Genomic DNA, 16,425 nt, shown 5'->3' on the forward strand with positions numbered 1-16,425 from the left:
GTTCTCCCCCAGCCTCCGGCCGGGGGGACCCCCATGCTTCGCTCTCTCACGGTTGTGAGCCCTCCTCGCATCGCGCTGGTCTGCGAGGGCGTCAACCGGAGCGCTTCTCCGATTATTCCGGGCCGGGCGCGGCGAACCGTCCGTCCGGCTACCCCCGCCCGGCCCGCGCGAAGAGGGTGCCCAGCCGCGGGCAGGCGATCTCCCGGTCGAGCAGCCGCAGCCCTTCCCAGACGGTGACCTGATTGGCGGTGAGGACCGGTTTGCCGAGCTCGGCTTCGAGGTCGGGCAGATAGGCCGCGGTGTGCAGGGCGGTGTCGGGCAGCAGCACCGCCTCGGCGTCCGGATGGTCCCCGGCCCGGGCCAGCTCCAGCACCTCCGTACGGCCCCAGGTGCCGACCTCGGCGGCGGTGATGATCCCGCTGCCGCGGGTCGAGACGACCTCCGCCCCGGCGGACTTCAGGAAGGCGCGGAAGTGCTCGGCCACGTCCTCCGGGTAGGTGGCGGCGATCGCGACGCGCTGGGCGCCGATCTCCCGGACGGCGTGCGCGAAGGCGAAGGACGTACTGGAGGCGGGCAGACCGGCCGTGGCCGACAGCTCCCGCACCTGTTCGTGCGCGCCCTCCCAGCCGAAGACGAAGCTGGCGCTCGTACAGGCCCAGACGACGGCCGAGGCGCCGCGCTCCTTGAGCTCGTCGACGCCGGCCGCGAGCCGGGCCGCGGAGCCCATCTCCAGCAGTGCGTCGACGCGATGGGCGTCCTCGCCGATGTCGGTGTGCACGAGCGGCAGCCGGACGCCGCCGCTCAGCAGCGCCTCGATCCGGGGGTAGTCGTCCTCCGCGGAGGAGCCGGGGTAGAGGAAGCCGACCGATGCCATGCAGTGCTCTCTTTCGTGTACGGCGGTGGGTGCGGGTGGGCGCCGCCGACGGCGGTTGCCTTCGGCGGCGCGGGCGGGGCGAGGGCCCAGGTGGCGGACCGGCCTCACACCGGGGGCTGGGGTCCGGGTTCGTCCGGCAGGTAGGTCGGCGGCTCGGCGGGGTCACCCACCTCCCCGTCAACAGGCGCGGGCGGCCCGGCGAACGCGGCCTCGGGCGTCGGCCCGGGCCGGCTCTCCGGCACGCCGGCCCCCGACCCGGTCATCGCGGCCGGACCGCGCCGCGCCACCGGGTCGAGCAGTGCTTGGTACGGGCCTACCGCGTAGACGCCGATGGCGCGCAGCGCGGCCCACATCGTGACCTGGTTGGCGGACAGCACGGGCATCCGCAGCTCGGCCTCCAGCTGCGGGATGACGTCGTACGTCGGCAGGTTCGTACAGCTGATGAAGAGCGCATCGGCCGCACCGACCACGGCCGCGCGGGCCATGTCGACGACATCGCGGTAGGGCACCTTCCAGATGTGCCGGGTCAGTCCGAGGTAGGCGCGGCCGGTGACCGTGATGCCCGCCTCGCCGATATAGCTCTCCAGGGAGTCGGTGACCGATTTGGTGTACGGGGTCACCACCGCGATGCGCCGCGCGCCGATCTCGCGCAGCGCCTCGAGGAGTGCTCCCGAGGTGGTGAGGCAGGGCACTTCCCCCGCCTGGGCCATGGCCGCACACATGGCCCGCTCGCCCGCCACACCTCCGACGAAGCTGCCGGAGGTGCAGGCATAGGAGATGACCTGCGGGGAGATCGCGCACAGTGCCTGCACGGCGGCCTGGAGGGTTTCGTGCTCGCTGACCAGGCGGGCCAGATCGAGGCTGACCTCGACCGGCACGAAGGGAGTCCGGGTGAGGTGGAGAGACACATCGTCGGGGACCCAGCGCCACAGCTCTCGGTCGAGCGCGAAGTCAAAAGGGGCGACAACGCCCACGCCGAGCTGAGGCTGGGGACCACCCAGGAAGGAGACGTCCATTGAAGGCCCCTAGATCAAACGAAGGGGTAGGGGGAGCCAGGCCAGTGGCCGGGGAGGTGAAGCAGCCGGTCCATGCCGGGACGCCGGGACAGATGCCGTTCTTGACACGGTAGATACGACTTCTTAGCGTGGTCAATCCTCGCATCCCAGGCATCTTGCCGGCGCCCTTTTCTTTCCTACCGTGCATACGTTTCGAAACGGTTTCTGGCCTATGTCCGAAAGCACCGTCCTTGTTCTGGGTTCCGACCCGCCCCCGAAGCTGGACCGGCTCGTCGGCCGGGCCCGGGTGATCTATGCCGACGAGACCTCCCTGGCCGGCCTACTCCCTACCGCCGATGTGCTGTTGGCCTGGGATTTCACCTCCGACGCCATCCTGGAGGCGTGGCCCGCGAAGGGCCCCAAACCGGCGTGGGTGCACACCGCGAGCGCCGGAGTGGACCGCGTGCTGTGCCCGGCGCTGATCGCCGACGACACCCTGGTGACCAATGCGCGGGGCGTCTTCGAGCAGCCGATCGCCGAGTACGTCGCCGGCCTGGTGATCGCCATGGCCAAAGATTTCTACGGAAGTTGGGAGCTCCAGCGGCAGCGGCGCTGGCAGCACCGCGAGACGCTCCGGGTGGCCGGCAGCCGGGCGGTCGTGGTGGGCTCCGGCCCGATCGGCCGGGCCATCGGCACCACCCTGCTGGCACTGAATGTCAAGGTCGACCTCGTCGGCCGCCGGGCCCGTCCCGAAGATCCCGAGTTCGGCCTCGTCCACCCGAGTGGGGCGCTGAACGGCCTGCTGCCCGATGCCGATTGGGTGGTGTGCGCGGCACCTCTGACGGAGGCGACCCGCGGGCTGTTCGGCAAGGAGGCGTTCGCCCTGATGCCGCCGCGGGCGCGGTTCATCAACATCGGGCGCGGCCCCCTGGTCGTCGAGGACGATCTGGTCGCGGCGCTGCGCGGCTGGCGGATCGCGGCCGCCGCGCTGGACGTCTTCGAGCAGGAGCCGCTGACCGCCGACAGCCCCCTGTGGGACGTCCCGCATCTGATCGTCTCGCCGCATATGAGCGGGGACACGCTGGGCTGGCGCGATGCGCTCGCCGAGCAGTTCCAGGACAACTTCGACCAGTGGTCGGCCGGCCGGCCGCTGCGCAATCTCGTCGACAAGCGGCTCGGGTACGTGCCGGTCGGCTGACGACACGGGCCGTCCGGCCCCTGTGCCGCCCCGTTCCCGCCGCCCCGCCCGGGGGCGGCCGACGCCCGGAGGACGCATGACGACCGACCCGACCCCGACCGCCTCCCTCGCCGATCTGACCGCCACCCGGCTCACCGCCGGTTACGCGGCCGGCGAGTTCTCCCCCGTCGAGGCCGCCCTGGCCGTCCTGGAGCGTGCCGAGGCCGCCCAGGCGCGGACGAACTGCTTCACCCGGATCGCCGCGGACGAGGCGCTGGCCGAGGCCAAGGAGTCGGCGGAGCGCTGGCGGTCGGGGACGCCCGCGGGGCCGGTCGACGGGGTGCCGGTCACCGTGAAGGACATCCTGCTGATGCGGGGCGCGCCGACGCTGCGCGGTTCGCTCACCTCCCGGGAGGAGGGCCCCTTCGACGAGGACGCGCCGTCGGTGGCCCGGCTGCGGGAGTCCGGTGCGGTCTTCGTCGGCAAGACGACCACCCCGGAGTTCGGCTGGAAGGGTGTCACCGACAGTCCGCGGCACGGGGTGACGGGCAATCCGTACGACCCGCGGCGCACCGCGGGCGGCTCCAGCGGCGGCAGCGCGGCGGCGGTCGCGCTGGGCGCGGGCCCGCTGAGCCTGGGCACGGACGGCGGCGGCTCGGTGCGGATCCCCGCGTCCTTCTGCGGGATCTTCGCCTTCAAGGCCACCTACGGGCGGGTCCCGCACTATCCGGCGAGTCCCTTCGGGACGCTGGCGCACGTCGGGCCGATGACCCGCGATGCGGCGGACGCGGCGCTGATGCTGGATGTCATCTGCGGCCCGGACCGGCGGGACTGGTCGCAGCTGGCGCCGGTCACCGGGTCCTTCCGGGCGGCGCTGGACGAGCCGCTGGCGGAGCTCCGGGTGGCGTTCAGCCCGTCGCTGGGCTGGGCGGTGCCGGTGGCCGCCGAGGTGGCGGCGGCGGTCCGGGAGGCCGTGGGGAGGCTGGCCGCGCTGGGCGCGGTGGTCGAGGAGATCGATCCGGACATCGCGGACCCGGTGGAGGCGTTCCACACGCTGTGGTTCAGCGGTGCGGCGCGGGTCGTACAGCATCTGGACGCGGCGCAGCGCGCGCTGCTCGACCCGGGGCTGCTGGAGATCTGCGAGCGCGGCGCCCGCTACAGCGCGCTGGACTATCTGGCGGCGGTCGACACCCGGATGGCACTCGGCCAGGCGATGGGGCGGTTCCACAGCGCCTACGACCTGCTGGTGACGCCGACCGAACCGATCACCGCTTTCGAGGCCGGCGCCGAGGTCCCGGCCGGATCGGGGCATACGCGGTGGACGGGGTGGACGCCGTTCACCTACCCCTTCAACATGACGCAGCAGCCCGCGGCGAGCCTGCCGTGCGGGGTGGACGGCGCGGGGCTGCCGATCGGCGTCCAGCTGGTGGGGGCGCGGCATGCGGATGCGCTGGTGCTGCGCGCCGCGCATGCGCTGTACGGGGCGGGCGCGGCGGAGATTCCCGCGCCGCCCGCCCCGTAGGACCCGACCGTAGGACCCGCCCCGGAGGAGACCCGCCCCAAAGGAGAGTCCTCAGGCGCGGCGGAAGTTGAGGGTCTCCCCCAGGGCGCCGGCCCGCCACAGGTCCTGGCAGGCGTCCGCCATCCGGTCCAGGCCGTCGACGACAGCGCCCCACACGATGCCCGGGACCCATCCCGCGTCGCCGTTGATCAGCAGATTGTTGCGCTCGTAGAAGAGGGCGAGATCGACGACGGTGGCGCGGCCCTGGTGCTTGGCGTCGTGTTCGTAGCCGTAGGACTTGGTCGCCAGTTGGGTGTCGCTGAAGGTGAAGTAGCACAGGTCGCCGGGGATCGGGGTGATCGTCGGGTTCTCCAGCGGCGGCTCCTGGGGGGCGAACGGCGGGACGAGGGCGTAGATCTCGTTCCGGGCGTACTTGGCGTGGTAGACGTCGCCGCCGAGCGGGAGCGCGTCCCAGACGGCGTTGCAGGTGAGCGGAGCGCGGTCGTCGAGCAACTTGGCCGTGCAGCTGACGCCGCGCTTGTCCAGGGAGACTTCGATGAAGCGATCGGTCATGCCCAGATCGTAGGGGGGCAATACCGGCTTACGGAACAAGTCTCTCCGCTCTTCTCATGCCCATCGGTATCGCTTTCGTTTGCATCAAGGGCCGGAAACGATCGGCATATCTTCGAACGGTTACGGGTAGTCGCGCGCCCATGGCTCCACACCAGGAGAAGACCTCAGACATCACACAACCATCGACAGGCGGCATCCGTCGCCGCTCGCTGCTCGCGGGGGTAGCGGCGCTCGGCGCAACGGGGGCGATAGGAGCGACCAGTGCGTGCAGCCGGGTCTCGACGGCCCAGGCCCAGGACGGCGGGCACCTGCTGGAACGGCTTCGGGCGAAAGGCTCGGTGACGCTGGGTCTGGCGGGCGAGCAGCCGTACGGGTACATCGGCAAGGACGGGAAGATGACCGGCTCGGCGCCGTCCATCGCCCGGGTGATCTTCAAACGGCTCGGCGTGCCGAAGGTCGAGCCGTTTCCCACGGATTTCGGCTCGCTGATCGTCGGGCTGAACTCCCAGCAGTTCGATGTGGTCGCCGCCGGGATGTACATCAATCCGGAGCGCTGCGCAAAGGTCATCTTCGCCGATCCCGAATACCAGATGCTCGACGCCTTCATCGTCCGCAAGGGCAATCCGCTCAAGCTCCACTCGTACAAGGACATCGCCCGGGCCAAGGCGAAAATGGCGACGGGCGTCGGCTACGCCGAGATCGGCTATGCCCAGGAGGCCGGCGTCAAGAACATCACCACGCTGCCGGACCAGTTGGCGGGGCTCCTCGCCGTCGAGCAGGGGCGGGTGGACGTCTTCGCCGGTACGGCCGTGACCGTGCGCAATGTCGTGCGGCAGTCGAGGACCACCCAGGCCGAGGCGACCGGCGAGGTCACCCCGTATGTGAACGGCAAACCGCACATCGACGTCGGCGGCTTCGCGTTCCGCACGCCGGAGACGCGGCTGCGCGATGCGTTCAACCGCGAGCTGCACAAGATGAAGAAGTCGGGCGAACTCCTCGAGATCATGCGGCCCTTCGGCTTCACCAAGGAGCAGATGACGAGCATCACCGCCAAGGAGAAGTGCCGGCCATGAGCGATATCAGCTGGGGTTTGTGGAAACTCCTCCTCAACGGTGTCTGGATCACCGTCCAGTTGACGGTCTACAGCGCGGTGCTCGGCGTGGTGGTGGCCTTCGGGATCGGGATGGCCCGTACCCACCGTCTGCGGATCGTGCGGTTTCTGTCCGGGGCCTATTTCGAGATCTTCCGTGGCACCTCCGCGTTGATCTTGATGTTCTGGATGTTCTTCGTGCTGCCGATGGGCTTCGGCTGGCAGCTGGTCCCGATGTGGGCCGCGGTCCTGACGCTGGGCCTGACCTATGGCGCATACGGCTCCGAGATCGTGCGCGGCGCCATCGCGGCGGTCTCCCCGGGCCAGCGCGAGGCGGGCATTGCGCTCAGCTTCTCGCCCACCCAGCAGCTGCGGAAGATCATCCTGCCGCAGGCCTGGCCGGAGATGGTCCCGCCGTTCAACAACCTGCTGATCGAGCTGCTCAAGGGCACCGCGCTGGTGTCGATCCTGGGTGTGCCCGACATCGCCTTCGGCGCGCAGCTGGTACGCAACGCGACCACCCAGAGCGCCCCCGTCTACACGATCATCCTCGTCATGTACTTCGCCCTGGCGTTCGTCCTGACCCGGGGCATGCGCGTGGTGGAGCGGCACGCCAAGACAGGCATCGGCCAGGCCCCGCCGAAGCGGGCGGGTCTGACGACGAAGCTGAGCATCGGCAAGCAGTCGAGCCCGATCGGCCCGGTGGCCCGTACGGCCACCGGCCCGTCGACCGGTACCGCGACGGAAGGTGAGGCGTGATGAAGTTCGACTGGTCCGCGGTCGGCGACTTCATGCCGCTGTTCTGGCGGGGTGTCGTGGTCACCCTTGAGGTACTGGCGCTCGGCTCCCTGATGGCCTTCGCCCTCGGTCTCGTATGGGCACTTGCACAGCGCTCCTCCCTGAAGGTGGTGCGCTGGCCGGTGACCGCGCTCACCGAGTTCGTACGCAACACCCCCTTGCTGGTACAGCTCTTCTTCCTCTTCTACGTCATGCCCGAATGGGGCATCACGCTGACCGCCATGGTCACCGGTGTGCTCGGACTGGGCCTGCACTACTCGACGTACACCGCCGAGGTCTACCGCGCCGGCATCGACGGCGTACCGGTCGGGCAGTGGGAGGCGGCGACCGCGCTGAGCCTGCCGCGCAGCCGCACCTGGATCGCGGTGATCCTGCCGCAGGCGATCCGCCGGGTCGTACCGGCACTGGGCAACTACGTCATCGCCATGCTGAAGGACTCGCCGATGCTCTTCGCCATCGGCGTCCTGGAAATGCTGGGCCAGGCACGGCAGTTCTCCTCCCAGACCTTCCAGACGGTCGAGCCGTACACCGTCGTCGGTATCGCCTTCATCCTCATCGCCTACCCCGCTTCTCTTCTCCTGCGAGCCCTGGAGCGTCGCCTTGTCCGCTGACAGCACTCCCAACACTCCGAAGAACACCGCCAGCGGCAACGACGTTGCATCCGGCGCCGCCTCCGGTGCGAGCGCCAACCCGGCGGTCGACGGCAGCGAACTGATCCGCTTCGACAAGGTCACCAAGCGCTTCGGCTCGCACACCGTCCTCGACGCGCTGGACATGAACGTCTACTCCGGCAAGCACGTCACACTGATCGGCCCCTCCGGCTCCGGCAAGACCACGATCCTGCGGCTGCTGATGACGCTGCTGAAGCCGGACGAGGGCACCATCACGCTGGGCGGCGAGTACCTCACCCACGAGAAGAAGGGCGACAAGCTCGTCCCGGCGAGCGACAAGCACAGCCGCCAGATCCGCAAGAACATCGGCATGGTCTTCCAGCAGTTCAACCTCTTCCCCAACATGAAGGTGCTGCGCAACATCACCGAAGCGCCGGTCCACGTCCTGGGATTGGACAAGGACGCCGCGGAGGAGCGGGCCCGCGAGCTGCTGGACCTGGTGGGCCTGACCGAACACCTCGACAAGTACCCCACCCAGCTCTCCGGCGGCCAGCAGCAGCGCGTCGCCATCGCACGGGCGCTGGCGATGCGGCCACAGGTGCTGCTCCTGGACGAGGTGACCTCGGCGCTCGACCCGGAGCTGGTGGCCGGCGTGCTGGACGTCCTGCGGGACATCGCGCACACCACGGACATCACCATGCTCTGCGTCACGCACGAGATGAACTTCGCCCGGGACATCTCCGACTGCGTGATGATGTTCGACGCCGGCCGTGTCATCGAATTCGGCCCGCCCGAGCAGATCTTCACCGACCCGGAGCACGAGCGGACGCGGGAGTTCCTGAGCGCGGTGCTCTAAGCATCGGCTGGGACGGCGGGGGCTCATGCGACTCCTGTGACCCTCGCCCCCGTCGTTGCCACCGATGCGCCCCCGGCGCACGCCCAAGCGCCGTTGAGTGCGCCCCCGTATGGCATACGGCGGAGCCCGGCCCCGTCACAAGGGCCGGGCTTCGGCACGTCACGGGACGGCGACCCGGCGCACCGCCACACCCCTCCCGTGCCTATGACATATGCCAGGGAAACTCTCCCCTGAACAGGCCCGTGAACAGGGATGTCTTTCGGTCAAGACCCCCTCCATCGAGGGCCGTTGACCGCTATCGTGATACGAGCCCCGTTGACCGGGAACGGCCCGCGCACTGCGCGGCTGCGACCGCCGACGAGGGTTGACGACGCAAGCGGTACCAACCTGCTAGGGGGACACCGTGGCGCTGAAGCCCGAGCCGACCGCGCCGTTCCATTCGGTGCAGTACGCCCTTCGCGTGCTCGAAACGATCTCCAGGCACGCCGACGGCGTGACCGACGCACAGATCGCCCGCGAAACCGGCATGTCCACAGGCCACCTGGCCGACATGCTGTCGATGCTACGACGCGAGGGCTATACCAATCAGCTCGCGGACGGCGCATACGTCGTGGGTGAATCACTGCTCCTGCTGGGCTCCGGCAGCGACCGGAATCACGCCCTGCGCGGCAAGTTGCAGGTCACCCTCGACGAACTGCGCGATTCGGTGGGCGCGGCGGTCTACATCAGCCGCTATATCGACGGCGAGGTCAAGATCACGCACTACGCCGACGGACCGCTGGCTCCCAAGGTCAACGAATGGGCCGAATTCCGCCGCACCGCGCACGCCAGCGCGGTCGGCAAATGCCTGCTGGCGCAGCTCGACCACGATGGCCGGAAAGACCACCTCTCACGCCACAAGACCGCCCGGCTCACCTCCCGGACGATCACCAACGAGAAGGTCCTCTTCCACAAGCTGGACAGCCAGCCGCCCACGGTCCCGATGCTCGACCTCCAGGAGTACGCCGTCGGCACGGTCTGCGCGGCCGTACCGATCACCGCCGGATCCACGGTCGGCTGCCTCGCCCTGTCCATGCCCCTGGAGCACGCCCACCGTCTGCGCCAGGCCGCCGACACCCTCAACCGCAAGGCCGCCCCGGTACTGCTCTCGCTGGCGATCTGAGCGGGGTGCGGGGCGGCCGGTCCGGGTGTGGTCATGAGCACCCCTTCGGACCAGGTAGTATTTCTTTCGTCAGCGCGCGCCGCTAGCTCAGTTGGTTAGAGCAGCTGACTCTTAATCAGCGGGTCCGGGGTTCGAGTCCCTGGCGGCGCACCTGTGAAGTGGGCGTTCTCGGTTCTCCGGGAGCGTCCACTTCGGCATTCCGCGGCTCTCCGGTTCATCCGTCCAGGAGGTGCGCGCGGCCGTGGTCCCGGTACTGGGCCAGCAGCGCGGCCCGGTCCTCGTCGGTGAAGCGTCGGTACGAGCTCCCGGCGCGGGCGGACGGTTCGGGGAGCTTGGCCGCCTCCGGGGGCCCGGCCGCCGACGGGGTCCACCAGACCGGTTCGGGGCAGCGGAATCCGGCCCGGCGCAGGGCGACCCGGTGGACCTTGTTGGTGGCCGTCACCGGGAGCGCGGTCAGGGTCCGTACGAAGCGGGGCGCCATCTTCGTCCCGAGGTCGGGCTGCGCGGCGAGGAAGGCCACGAAGTCCTCCGGGTCGAACGCCGCGCCGTCGCGTAGGGCCAGGGCCGCCATGACCTGGTCGCCGGCGACCGGATCGGGTACGGCGTAGACGGCGACGCCGGTGGCCGGGGCGTAGCGGGCCAGGATGTTCTCGATCATCGCCGCGGCGAGATTCTCGCTGTCGACCCGCAGCCGGTCGTCCGTACGTCCGGCGAAGTGGAAGAACCCCTCGGCGTCCCGGAAGAAGAGATCGCCGGTCCAGTACCAGCCCGCACCGACCCGGCCCCCCAGGCGGCCCCGGGTCCGCGCGGCGGTGGCCTCCGGGTTGCGCCAGTAGCCCTCGAAGGAGCTCCGGCCGCGATTGACCAGCTCCCCTATGGCCTCGTCGCCGTTGCGCAGCCGGCCGTCGCCGTCCAGGCGGGCGCGGGGCAGCTCGGCGCCGGTCTCCGGGTCGACGACGGCGAGATCGTCCCCGGGGGCGGGCCGTCCGATGGCACCGGGCGGGGTGTCCGGTGTCCGCTGGAGCGACGCGCCGCCCTCGGAGGAGCCGTAGCCCTCTATCAGGGGCACCCCGAACCGCTCGGCGAACCGCTCGGCATCGACCGCGCCCGCCTCGGTGCCGAATCCCGTGCGCAGCGGGTTGTCTCGGTCGTCGGGGGCGGGTGGGGTGGCGAGCAGGTACTGGACGGCGCGGCCGACATAGGTGAAGTACGTGGCCTTGAAGCGGCGGACGTCCGGGAGGAAGCCGGAGGCCGAGAACCGGCGGCGGAGCGCGACGGCGGCCCCGCCGGCCAGCGCCGGGGCCCAGCCGGCGATCACGGCGTTCCCGTGGAACATCGGCATGCAGAGGTAGTGGACGTCCTCCCGCCGCACCCCGAAATACCGCACCAGTGAGTGCCCGGCGGCGGCCAGCCGTCCCTGGGTGCACACGGCGGCCTTGGGGGCGCCGGTGGAGCCGGAGGTGAAGTAGAGCAGCATCCGGGAGGCGGGGGTGGGGGCGGCGCCGGTGAGCGCGTCGGGGCGGGTCTGCGCGTACGGGCCGAGCAGCTCGCGGTAGGCGGGGTCGTCCACGACGAGGACGCGCTCGGGCGGGACGGTCAGCTCCAGACCGGCGAGCAGGGGCAGGTGGGCGCGTTCGGTGATCAGCAGCGCGCAGTCGGTGTGGGCGATGTCGCGGGCCAGTTCGGGCCCGCGCCGGGTGGGGTTGATCCCCGCCACGGCAGCGCCGGCGAGCGCCGCAGCAGCGAGCCACAGCGGGTATTCGGGCACGTTGTCGAGCAGCACCCCGATATGCGGCTCCGCGCCTCGCGGCAGCAGCTCCCCGAACAACGCCGCCCGCGCGGCCGCCCCGGCGGCGACCTCATGATGGGTGAGCGTGCCCTCGTGGGATGTCACGCCGGGACGGTGATCGCCCCACTGCGCACGGACCAGCTCTGCCATGGTGGCTGCCATGACGCGGGAGGGTAGCTGACAGCACGTCAGATGTGGAGGCGTGTCGTCATACCCCTGATGCATCCACCGGGCCCCGACCCGGACGCGGTTGGACGCAGCGGGCCTCCCCGGGGGAAGACGGGGAGGCCCGACGCGGCGAGCGGGCTGGGGCTGAGGCGGGGGGGGTGGGGTCAGGAGAGGTCGACGTCCGAGCAGGCATAGAACGCATTGCCCGTGTCGGCGATGTTCCAGACGCCCAGAATGATGTGGCGGCCCGACTTCTGGGTGGGCACGGTGCCTTGCTGCTGCACCGTCGACCCCGGCTGCGCACCGCCCATCGGCACCTTCATGAACGGTTCGGGTTCGAGGTCGGCACGGGTGAGCGGCTTGGTGGGGTCGTAACCGTCCTTGGTGATGAAGTACTCGAAGTCCGTGGTGGCATGACGTGCCGTCAGCCGCCAGGTGAAGGTGTAGCCCTGGCCCGGCGCGAGCTTGGTGCCGGGCCACTTGCCGCCGCGGGGGTCGTCCAGTTCGGCGAATTCGTCGTGCCCACCGGCACAGATCTTTCCATCGGCGGGCCCGGCGGCCGGGAAGCCCTTGGGCCCCTCGACGCTCTGCGGTTCGTACTGAATCGCACCGCAGCCCTTGACCGTCCCGTTGGCGCAGAGCGCCTGCCGACTGGGAGGTGCGTCGGTGTAGCCGTGGCTGGAGGCGCTGCCCGTCGAGAGAAGGGAGACGCCGACGACACCGAGGCCGATCACGGCAGCACTGATCCGTTTGCGCATGCTTCGCTCCTGAAGAACGTGGGGGGAGTTCCCTGAGCTGATGCGGTCTAGACCAAGTCGAAGACTAGTAAGGGGGATTGGCCATGTCCAGACCAATGACAAGGGCCGTGGGTGGCGTACGCCCGTTGCCGTACTCCTGTGCGCACCCCGCCCCTGCCTGGTCCGCGGGTCGGGTCCGGGGCCAGGGTGGGGCGTTCGCAGAGGTGGGGCGTCAGGCGGCGGCGGGGAGGGGGGACGGGGCGGGGTGGGCGGCGGCGTGGAGGAGGGAGGTGTAGGTGCGGCGGAGGGCTATGAGGGATTCCTGGGCCTCGCGGTAGGTGGCGGCATCGGGGCCGCCGCGGTGCGCGAGGGTGCGGACCGGGGCACAGTGGCGGTCCATCGCGCTCAGCCAGGCGCGGTGGGCTGCCGGGAGGTGGCGGCGCAGATGCTGGCGCCGGCTGCCTTCGCCCGGTCGGCGGGCCCCGACCCCCAGCACCGCGTCGGCCGCCTGGAGGACGGGGGGCTCCAGGGCGCCCTGTTCGGCGAGGGCACCGAGGACCGCGCGCTGCTGCGGGGTCGTCGGGGCGGCGGCCAGCTCCACGGCCTCGGAACGGAGTTGGGCGCGCAGGGCGTGCTGCACGCGGACCAGACGGCGCAGGGCCGTCTGGGTGGAGGAGTCGTCGGGGGCGCGGCCGGCGAGCGTCTCCGCGAGCCGGAACAGCCAGATGCCGTGGGCCTCCAGGCGGGTCGCGGCCAGCATCAGGCGGTCGAGGCGGCTGAGCGGCTGCCCCTCCGGTGCCCAGCGGACGATCGGGACGAGGGGCTCCGTACGGGCCAGTTGGTCGATGGGGATGTGCTTGCGCGGTTTGCGTTCGGGGGCCCAGTTGCGGAGCGCGAGGGTGGGCAGCGCGACGAACTGGTCGTGGTCGATGCGGTGGGCGACGGCCGCCCACAGGTCGAGGAACGCCTCGTCGGCGATCCGGCGGGCGGCCGGGGCCTGCGGGTCGAGGCCGTTCCAGCCGCAGGAGACCGCGATCACCGCGATGCGCATCGCGGCGGCCTCCGCGTTGCGCGGGGACAGGCGGGAGACCCGTTGCCGCAGCGCGGCCAACTCGTCGGCGCGGTGCGCCCGTTCCACGATGGCGATGGCGGCCTCACGGCCGGGGGCGACGGCCGCGGCGCGGGCCAGGGCGTCCAGCCGGGTCCAGGTTCCGATCATGGAGCGGACCGGGGGGCGCTCGGGCAGAAAGCCGTGCACGCGGGCGTCGTGCGGCGCGGAACCGCACGGGGGAAGGGAGGAGGCGGTGTCCGCGTGGCCGTCGTCGTCGGGGGCGGAGGCCGGGTGCGCGGGGTGGCGTAGCGGGGAACGCTGCGCGGGCGGCAGGCCGAGGCCGGCCGCCGTGGTGGCTGACGCGGCCGTCGCGTCGGGGTGCGCCGACGGGGGGAGGTCGCGGTCGGTGGTGGTCGTGGAGGGCGTCGTGGTCGTAACAGTCGTCATCAGTGCTTTCCCGCGAGGAGCCGGGCCAGATGGGTGTCCATGTCCAGGTATTCGTGTTCCCGGCCGGGCGGCACGATCGCCACCGTCTGCTCCAGCCATGCGGTCAGCTCCGTTGCGCGTACCGACAGCTCGCAGACGCTGTCGTCGGTGAACAGTTCGATATGTATGCAGCGCTGCCCGCCCGGCTCCCGGAACGGCCACACCCGTACATCTCCTTCTCCGGTCTCCTCGCGCAGGCCGCCCAGCAGCAGATCGCGGGCGAACAGCCAGGTGGCGACCGACCGGCCGCGGGATATGAATTCGACCTCGACCTCATAGGGACGGTCACTGCGGTAGCTGAACCGGCCCGACACCGAGACCGCGTCATGCGGTCCTATGAGGAGCTGCATCTCAAAGGTGCGCTTGGCTGTCGACACCACGACGATCAACCTTTCCGTGGAGGGGCGAGTCCCGGGAGACCCGTTTCCGGGGCGCGCGTCCTAGCAGACGTTGGGACGCGCGGTGGGGTTGCAAGAGGTGGAGGGGGAGTGACGGACGCCATCCGGGCGCGGCGCCCGTCGGAGCCGTGGACGACCACGGCGCGGGGCCGGGCCGCAGGGAAGGCCGGACGGGGCACCGGACGAGCCGGGTGCCGGGAAATCCGTGGCGGCGATTGCGCCGGAAGTGGGCGTGGCGGGGGCCTCTGGGGGCCGCGGTCCGTGACCGTTGCGGGGGCCGCGTCCGCGGTCGCCTCGGTCGCTGCCTATGGCGCTTTCCGTCCTTGCCATGCCAGTTCCCTCCTGGCTTGTCAGCGCTTCAGGTATCGCTCGCGCCGCGGCTTCCGACCGCTTGCCTCGGCGGCTGGCCTCAGCCTCTCAACCGGCGATGGAGCGCGCATGTCGGCGGAAAAGCACCGGTCCGCGGTGAGCTTCGGCAACCCATTTCGATCTTCACAGGGGGATTCGGCCGACGCGGAGGCCGAAGGTCCCGAAGCGACGGGACTTTCGGTCGGACGGGGTCCGGAGCCAGGCCGCGGGCGTGACAGGGGTCACATGCGTCCTGCGTGTGGGTGGTTCGGACGTGGGTACGGAGCACCCTCGAAGTTCGTGTAGAGTTCTTCAGGTCAGCGCGCGCCGCTAGCTCAGTTGGTTAGAGCAGCTGACTCTTAATCAGCGGGTCCGGGGTTCGAGTCCCTGGCGGCGCACGTAAGACTGAGGCCCCTCGCCATGGCGAGGGGCCTCAGTCGTGTGCATCACGGTGCCGGGGCGGCGATACGGCCTACGGCCCGCCGACCCGCCAGGTCAGCGTTCCTCCCCACTCCCCCCGCCTTCCCGTTCGCGGCGGAGCCGTAGCCGTAGCCGTAGCACCTGCCCCGCGACCACCAGGAGGGCGCCTCCGGCCAGGACCAGGCCGACCGCCGAGGTGCTGCTGAGCTCGCGGTTGGCGGGGTTCTGTTCGGAAGCGGGAGAGCGGCGGGAGCCGTGGCCGGGGCCGGCGGGGTGGTTTTCGGCCGGGAGGAGCGGGGCGGCGACGGGGGCGGCGGCGATGGAGGCCGTACCGGCGCCGGCGCCGTGACCCTCCGCGGCGTACACGGGTGCCGCCGTCACCACACATGCCGCGACGGCAGCACAGAGAATCAGTTGCGGTGAGCCCATGGTGAACCTCCGGATACTCCGAAGGTCCGCCCGCGCGGCGCGCGGCGCATCCGGGGCGCCCCGGTGCTGCGCCGTTCCGGTGAGAGGGGACGCGGCCGGCCCGCCTCCCCGGGGACGGCGGGCCGGCGATCCCTGGCGTCAGACCAGGTCGACCAGGTCGGCGATGGAGTCCACGACCCGGGAGGGACGGAAGGGGTGGCGGTCGATCTCCTCGGGCCGGGTCAGCCCGGTGAGCACGAGGAAGGTCTCCATACCGGCCTCCAGACCGGCCAGCACATCGGTGTCCATCCGGTCCCCGATCATCGCGGAGGTCTCAGAGTGGGCGCCGATGACGTTCAGCCCGTGCCGCATCATCAGCGGGTTGGGCTTGCCGACGAAGTACGGTTCGACGCCGGTCGCCTTGGTGATCAGCGCGGCCACCGACCCGGTGGCGGGCAGCGGTCCCTGGGGCGAGGGGCCCGTTTCGTCGGGGTTGGTGGCGATGAACCGGGCGCCGTCGTTGATCAGACGGATGGCTTTGGTCAGCGCCTCGAAGGAATAGGTCCGGGTCTCGCCCAGAACGACGTAATCGGGGGCGTGGTCGGTCAGGACGTAGCCGATGTCGTGCAGGGCGGTGGTCAGGCCCGCCTCCCCGATGACATGTGCGGTGCCGCCGGGCCGCTGCTCGTCCAGGAACTTCGCGGTGGCCAGCGCGGAGGTCCAGATCGACTCCCAGGGCACGTCCAGCCCGATCCGGCTCAGCCGGGCGTGCAGATCGCGCGGGGTGTAGATGGAGTTGTTGGTCAGGACGAGAAAGGGCTTGCCCGATTCCCGCAGCCGCTTGATGAAGGCGGATGCGCCCGGGACCGGAATGCCCTCATGCATCAGGACGCCGTCCATATCGGTGAGCCATGACTCGATCGGCTTGCGCTCTGCCACTGTCCGACTCCTGCCGTCCGTGTAACCCGATACGTCCGGATCGA

16 protein-coding genes and 2 tRNA genes are annotated in these 16,425 nt (G+C 70.7%); 9 read left to right on the forward strand and 9 right to left on the reverse strand.

Features of this window, described 5'->3' with window-relative positions:
* Positions 1–148: 148 nt before the first annotated feature.
* Complete coding sequence (locus B1H19_RS15825; RefSeq protein ID WP_083105357.1) at positions 149–874, reverse strand: maleate cis-trans isomerase family protein; 726 nt, start codon at positions 872–874, stop codon at positions 149–151.
* Between the two features lie 104 nt (positions 875–978).
* Positions 979–1,890, reverse strand: coding sequence for a maleate cis-trans isomerase family protein (locus B1H19_RS15830; protein ID WP_083105358.1), 912 nt, complete (start codon positions 1,888–1,890; stop codon positions 979–981).
* A 211-nt stretch (positions 1,891–2,101) separates the two neighbouring features.
* On the opposite strand from B1H19_RS15830, the gene B1H19_RS15835 reads away from it, so the two are divergent.
* Both B1H19_RS15835 and B1H19_RS15840 read left to right on the forward strand, forming a co-directional pair.
* Complete coding sequence (locus B1H19_RS15835) at positions 2,102–3,067, forward strand: D-2-hydroxyacid dehydrogenase (RefSeq protein WP_083105359.1); 966 nt, start codon at positions 2,102–2,104, stop codon at positions 3,065–3,067.
* A 76-nt stretch (positions 3,068–3,143) separates the two neighbouring features.
* Positions 3,144–4,568 (forward strand): amidase, encoded by a 1,425-nt coding sequence (locus B1H19_RS15840; RefSeq protein WP_083105360.1) that lies wholly within the window; start codon positions 3,144–3,146, stop codon positions 4,566–4,568.
* A gap of 51 nt (positions 4,569–4,619) precedes the next feature.
* Here B1H19_RS15840 and B1H19_RS15845 read toward each other — a convergent pair whose 3' ends face one another.
* Positions 4,620–5,120 (reverse strand): DUF3830 family protein, encoded by a 501-nt coding sequence (locus tag B1H19_RS15845; protein WP_083109674.1) that lies wholly within the window; start codon positions 5,118–5,120, stop codon positions 4,620–4,622.
* Between the two features lie 140 nt (positions 5,121–5,260).
* Here B1H19_RS15845 and ehuB point away from each other — a divergent pair, with 140 nt between their 5' ends.
* The 6 genes from ehuB to B1H19_RS15875 all read left to right on the forward strand — a co-directional run bounded on the left by ehuB (position 5,261) and on the right by B1H19_RS15875 (position 9,787).
* Positions 5,261–6,193 carry an ectoine/hydroxyectoine ABC transporter substrate-binding protein EhuB gene (gene ehuB / locus B1H19_RS15850; protein WP_083105361.1) on the forward strand — a complete coding sequence of 311 codons (933 nt, stop codon included), beginning with the start codon at positions 5,261–5,263 and terminating at the stop codon, positions 6,191–6,193.
* Positions 6,190–6,969 (forward strand): ectoine/hydroxyectoine ABC transporter permease subunit EhuC, encoded by a 780-nt coding sequence (gene ehuC, locus B1H19_RS15855; protein WP_083109675.1) that lies wholly within the window; start codon positions 6,190–6,192, stop codon positions 6,967–6,969. The genes ehuB and ehuC overlap by 4 nt, the downstream gene beginning before the upstream one ends.
* Positions 6,969–7,619: an ectoine/hydroxyectoine ABC transporter permease subunit EhuD gene (gene ehuD, locus B1H19_RS15860; protein ID WP_083105362.1), complete on the forward strand. Its 651-nt coding sequence runs from the start codon at positions 6,969–6,971 to the stop codon at positions 7,617–7,619. The genes ehuC and ehuD overlap by 1 nt, the downstream gene beginning before the upstream one ends.
* The gene (ehuA, locus tag B1H19_RS15865) at positions 7,609–8,475 is read left to right on the forward strand and encodes an ectoine/hydroxyectoine ABC transporter ATP-binding protein EhuA (RefSeq protein ID WP_083105363.1); all 867 of its coding nucleotides are present in this window, start codon (positions 7,609–7,611) and stop codon (positions 8,473–8,475) included. Before ehuD ends, ehuA begins: the two co-directional genes overlap by 11 nt.
* A gap of 403 nt (positions 8,476–8,878) precedes the next feature.
* The gene (locus B1H19_RS15870) at positions 8,879–9,637 is read left to right on the forward strand and encodes an IclR family transcriptional regulator (RefSeq protein ID WP_083105364.1); all 759 of its coding nucleotides are present in this window, start codon (positions 8,879–8,881) and stop codon (positions 9,635–9,637) included.
* 76 nt (positions 9,638–9,713) lie between these two features.
* Positions 9,714–9,787: transfer RNA gene (locus B1H19_RS15875), tRNA-Lys, on the forward strand.
* A gap of 64 nt (positions 9,788–9,851) precedes the next feature.
* Here the strand turns inward: B1H19_RS15875 and B1H19_RS15880 are convergent.
* The 4 genes from B1H19_RS15880 to B1H19_RS15895 form a co-directional block, all read right to left on the reverse strand.
* Positions 9,852–11,588 carry an AMP-binding protein gene (locus tag B1H19_RS15880; protein ID WP_083105365.1) on the reverse strand — a complete coding sequence of 579 codons (1,737 nt, stop codon included), beginning with the start codon at positions 11,586–11,588 and terminating at the stop codon, positions 9,852–9,854.
* 170 nt (positions 11,589–11,758) lie between these two features.
* Entirely contained in the window at positions 11,759–12,352 is a 594-nt protein-coding gene (locus tag B1H19_RS15885; RefSeq protein WP_083105366.1) for a lytic polysaccharide monooxygenase auxiliary activity family 9 protein, read from the reverse strand.
* Positions 12,353–12,563: 211 nt separating this feature from the next.
* On the reverse strand, positions 12,564–13,829 hold the full coding sequence (locus B1H19_RS15890) for a hypothetical protein (RefSeq protein ID WP_083105367.1): 1,266 nt from the start codon (positions 13,827–13,829) through the stop codon (positions 12,564–12,566).
* Positions 13,829–14,248, reverse strand: coding sequence for an SsgA family sporulation/cell division regulator (locus B1H19_RS15895; RefSeq protein ID WP_237289328.1), 420 nt, complete (start codon positions 14,246–14,248; stop codon positions 13,829–13,831). Before B1H19_RS15895 ends, B1H19_RS15890 begins: the two co-directional genes overlap by 1 nt.
* 690 nt (positions 14,249–14,938) lie before the next feature.
* On the opposite strand from B1H19_RS15895, the gene B1H19_RS15900 reads away from it, so the two are divergent.
* Positions 14,939–15,012: transfer RNA gene (locus tag B1H19_RS15900), tRNA-Lys, on the forward strand.
* A gap of 97 nt (positions 15,013–15,109) precedes the next feature.
* On the opposite strand, the gene B1H19_RS15905 is transcribed toward B1H19_RS15900, so the two are convergent.
* The gene (locus B1H19_RS15905) at positions 15,110–15,463 is read right to left on the reverse strand and encodes a hypothetical protein (protein WP_107426010.1); all 354 of its coding nucleotides are present in this window, start codon (positions 15,461–15,463) and stop codon (positions 15,110–15,112) included.
* A 138-nt stretch (positions 15,464–15,601) separates the two neighbouring features.
* Positions 15,602–16,381, reverse strand: a complete 780-nt coding sequence (locus B1H19_RS15910; RefSeq protein WP_083105369.1) for an HAD-IIA family hydrolase — start codon at positions 16,379–16,381, stop codon at positions 15,602–15,604.
* Between the last annotated feature and the right edge of the window lie 44 nt (positions 16,382–16,425).

It is taken from the genome of Streptomyces gilvosporeus, from assembly GCF_002082195.1.
GTDB lineage: Bacteria > Actinomycetota > Actinomycetes > Streptomycetales > Streptomycetaceae > Streptomyces > Streptomyces gilvosporeus.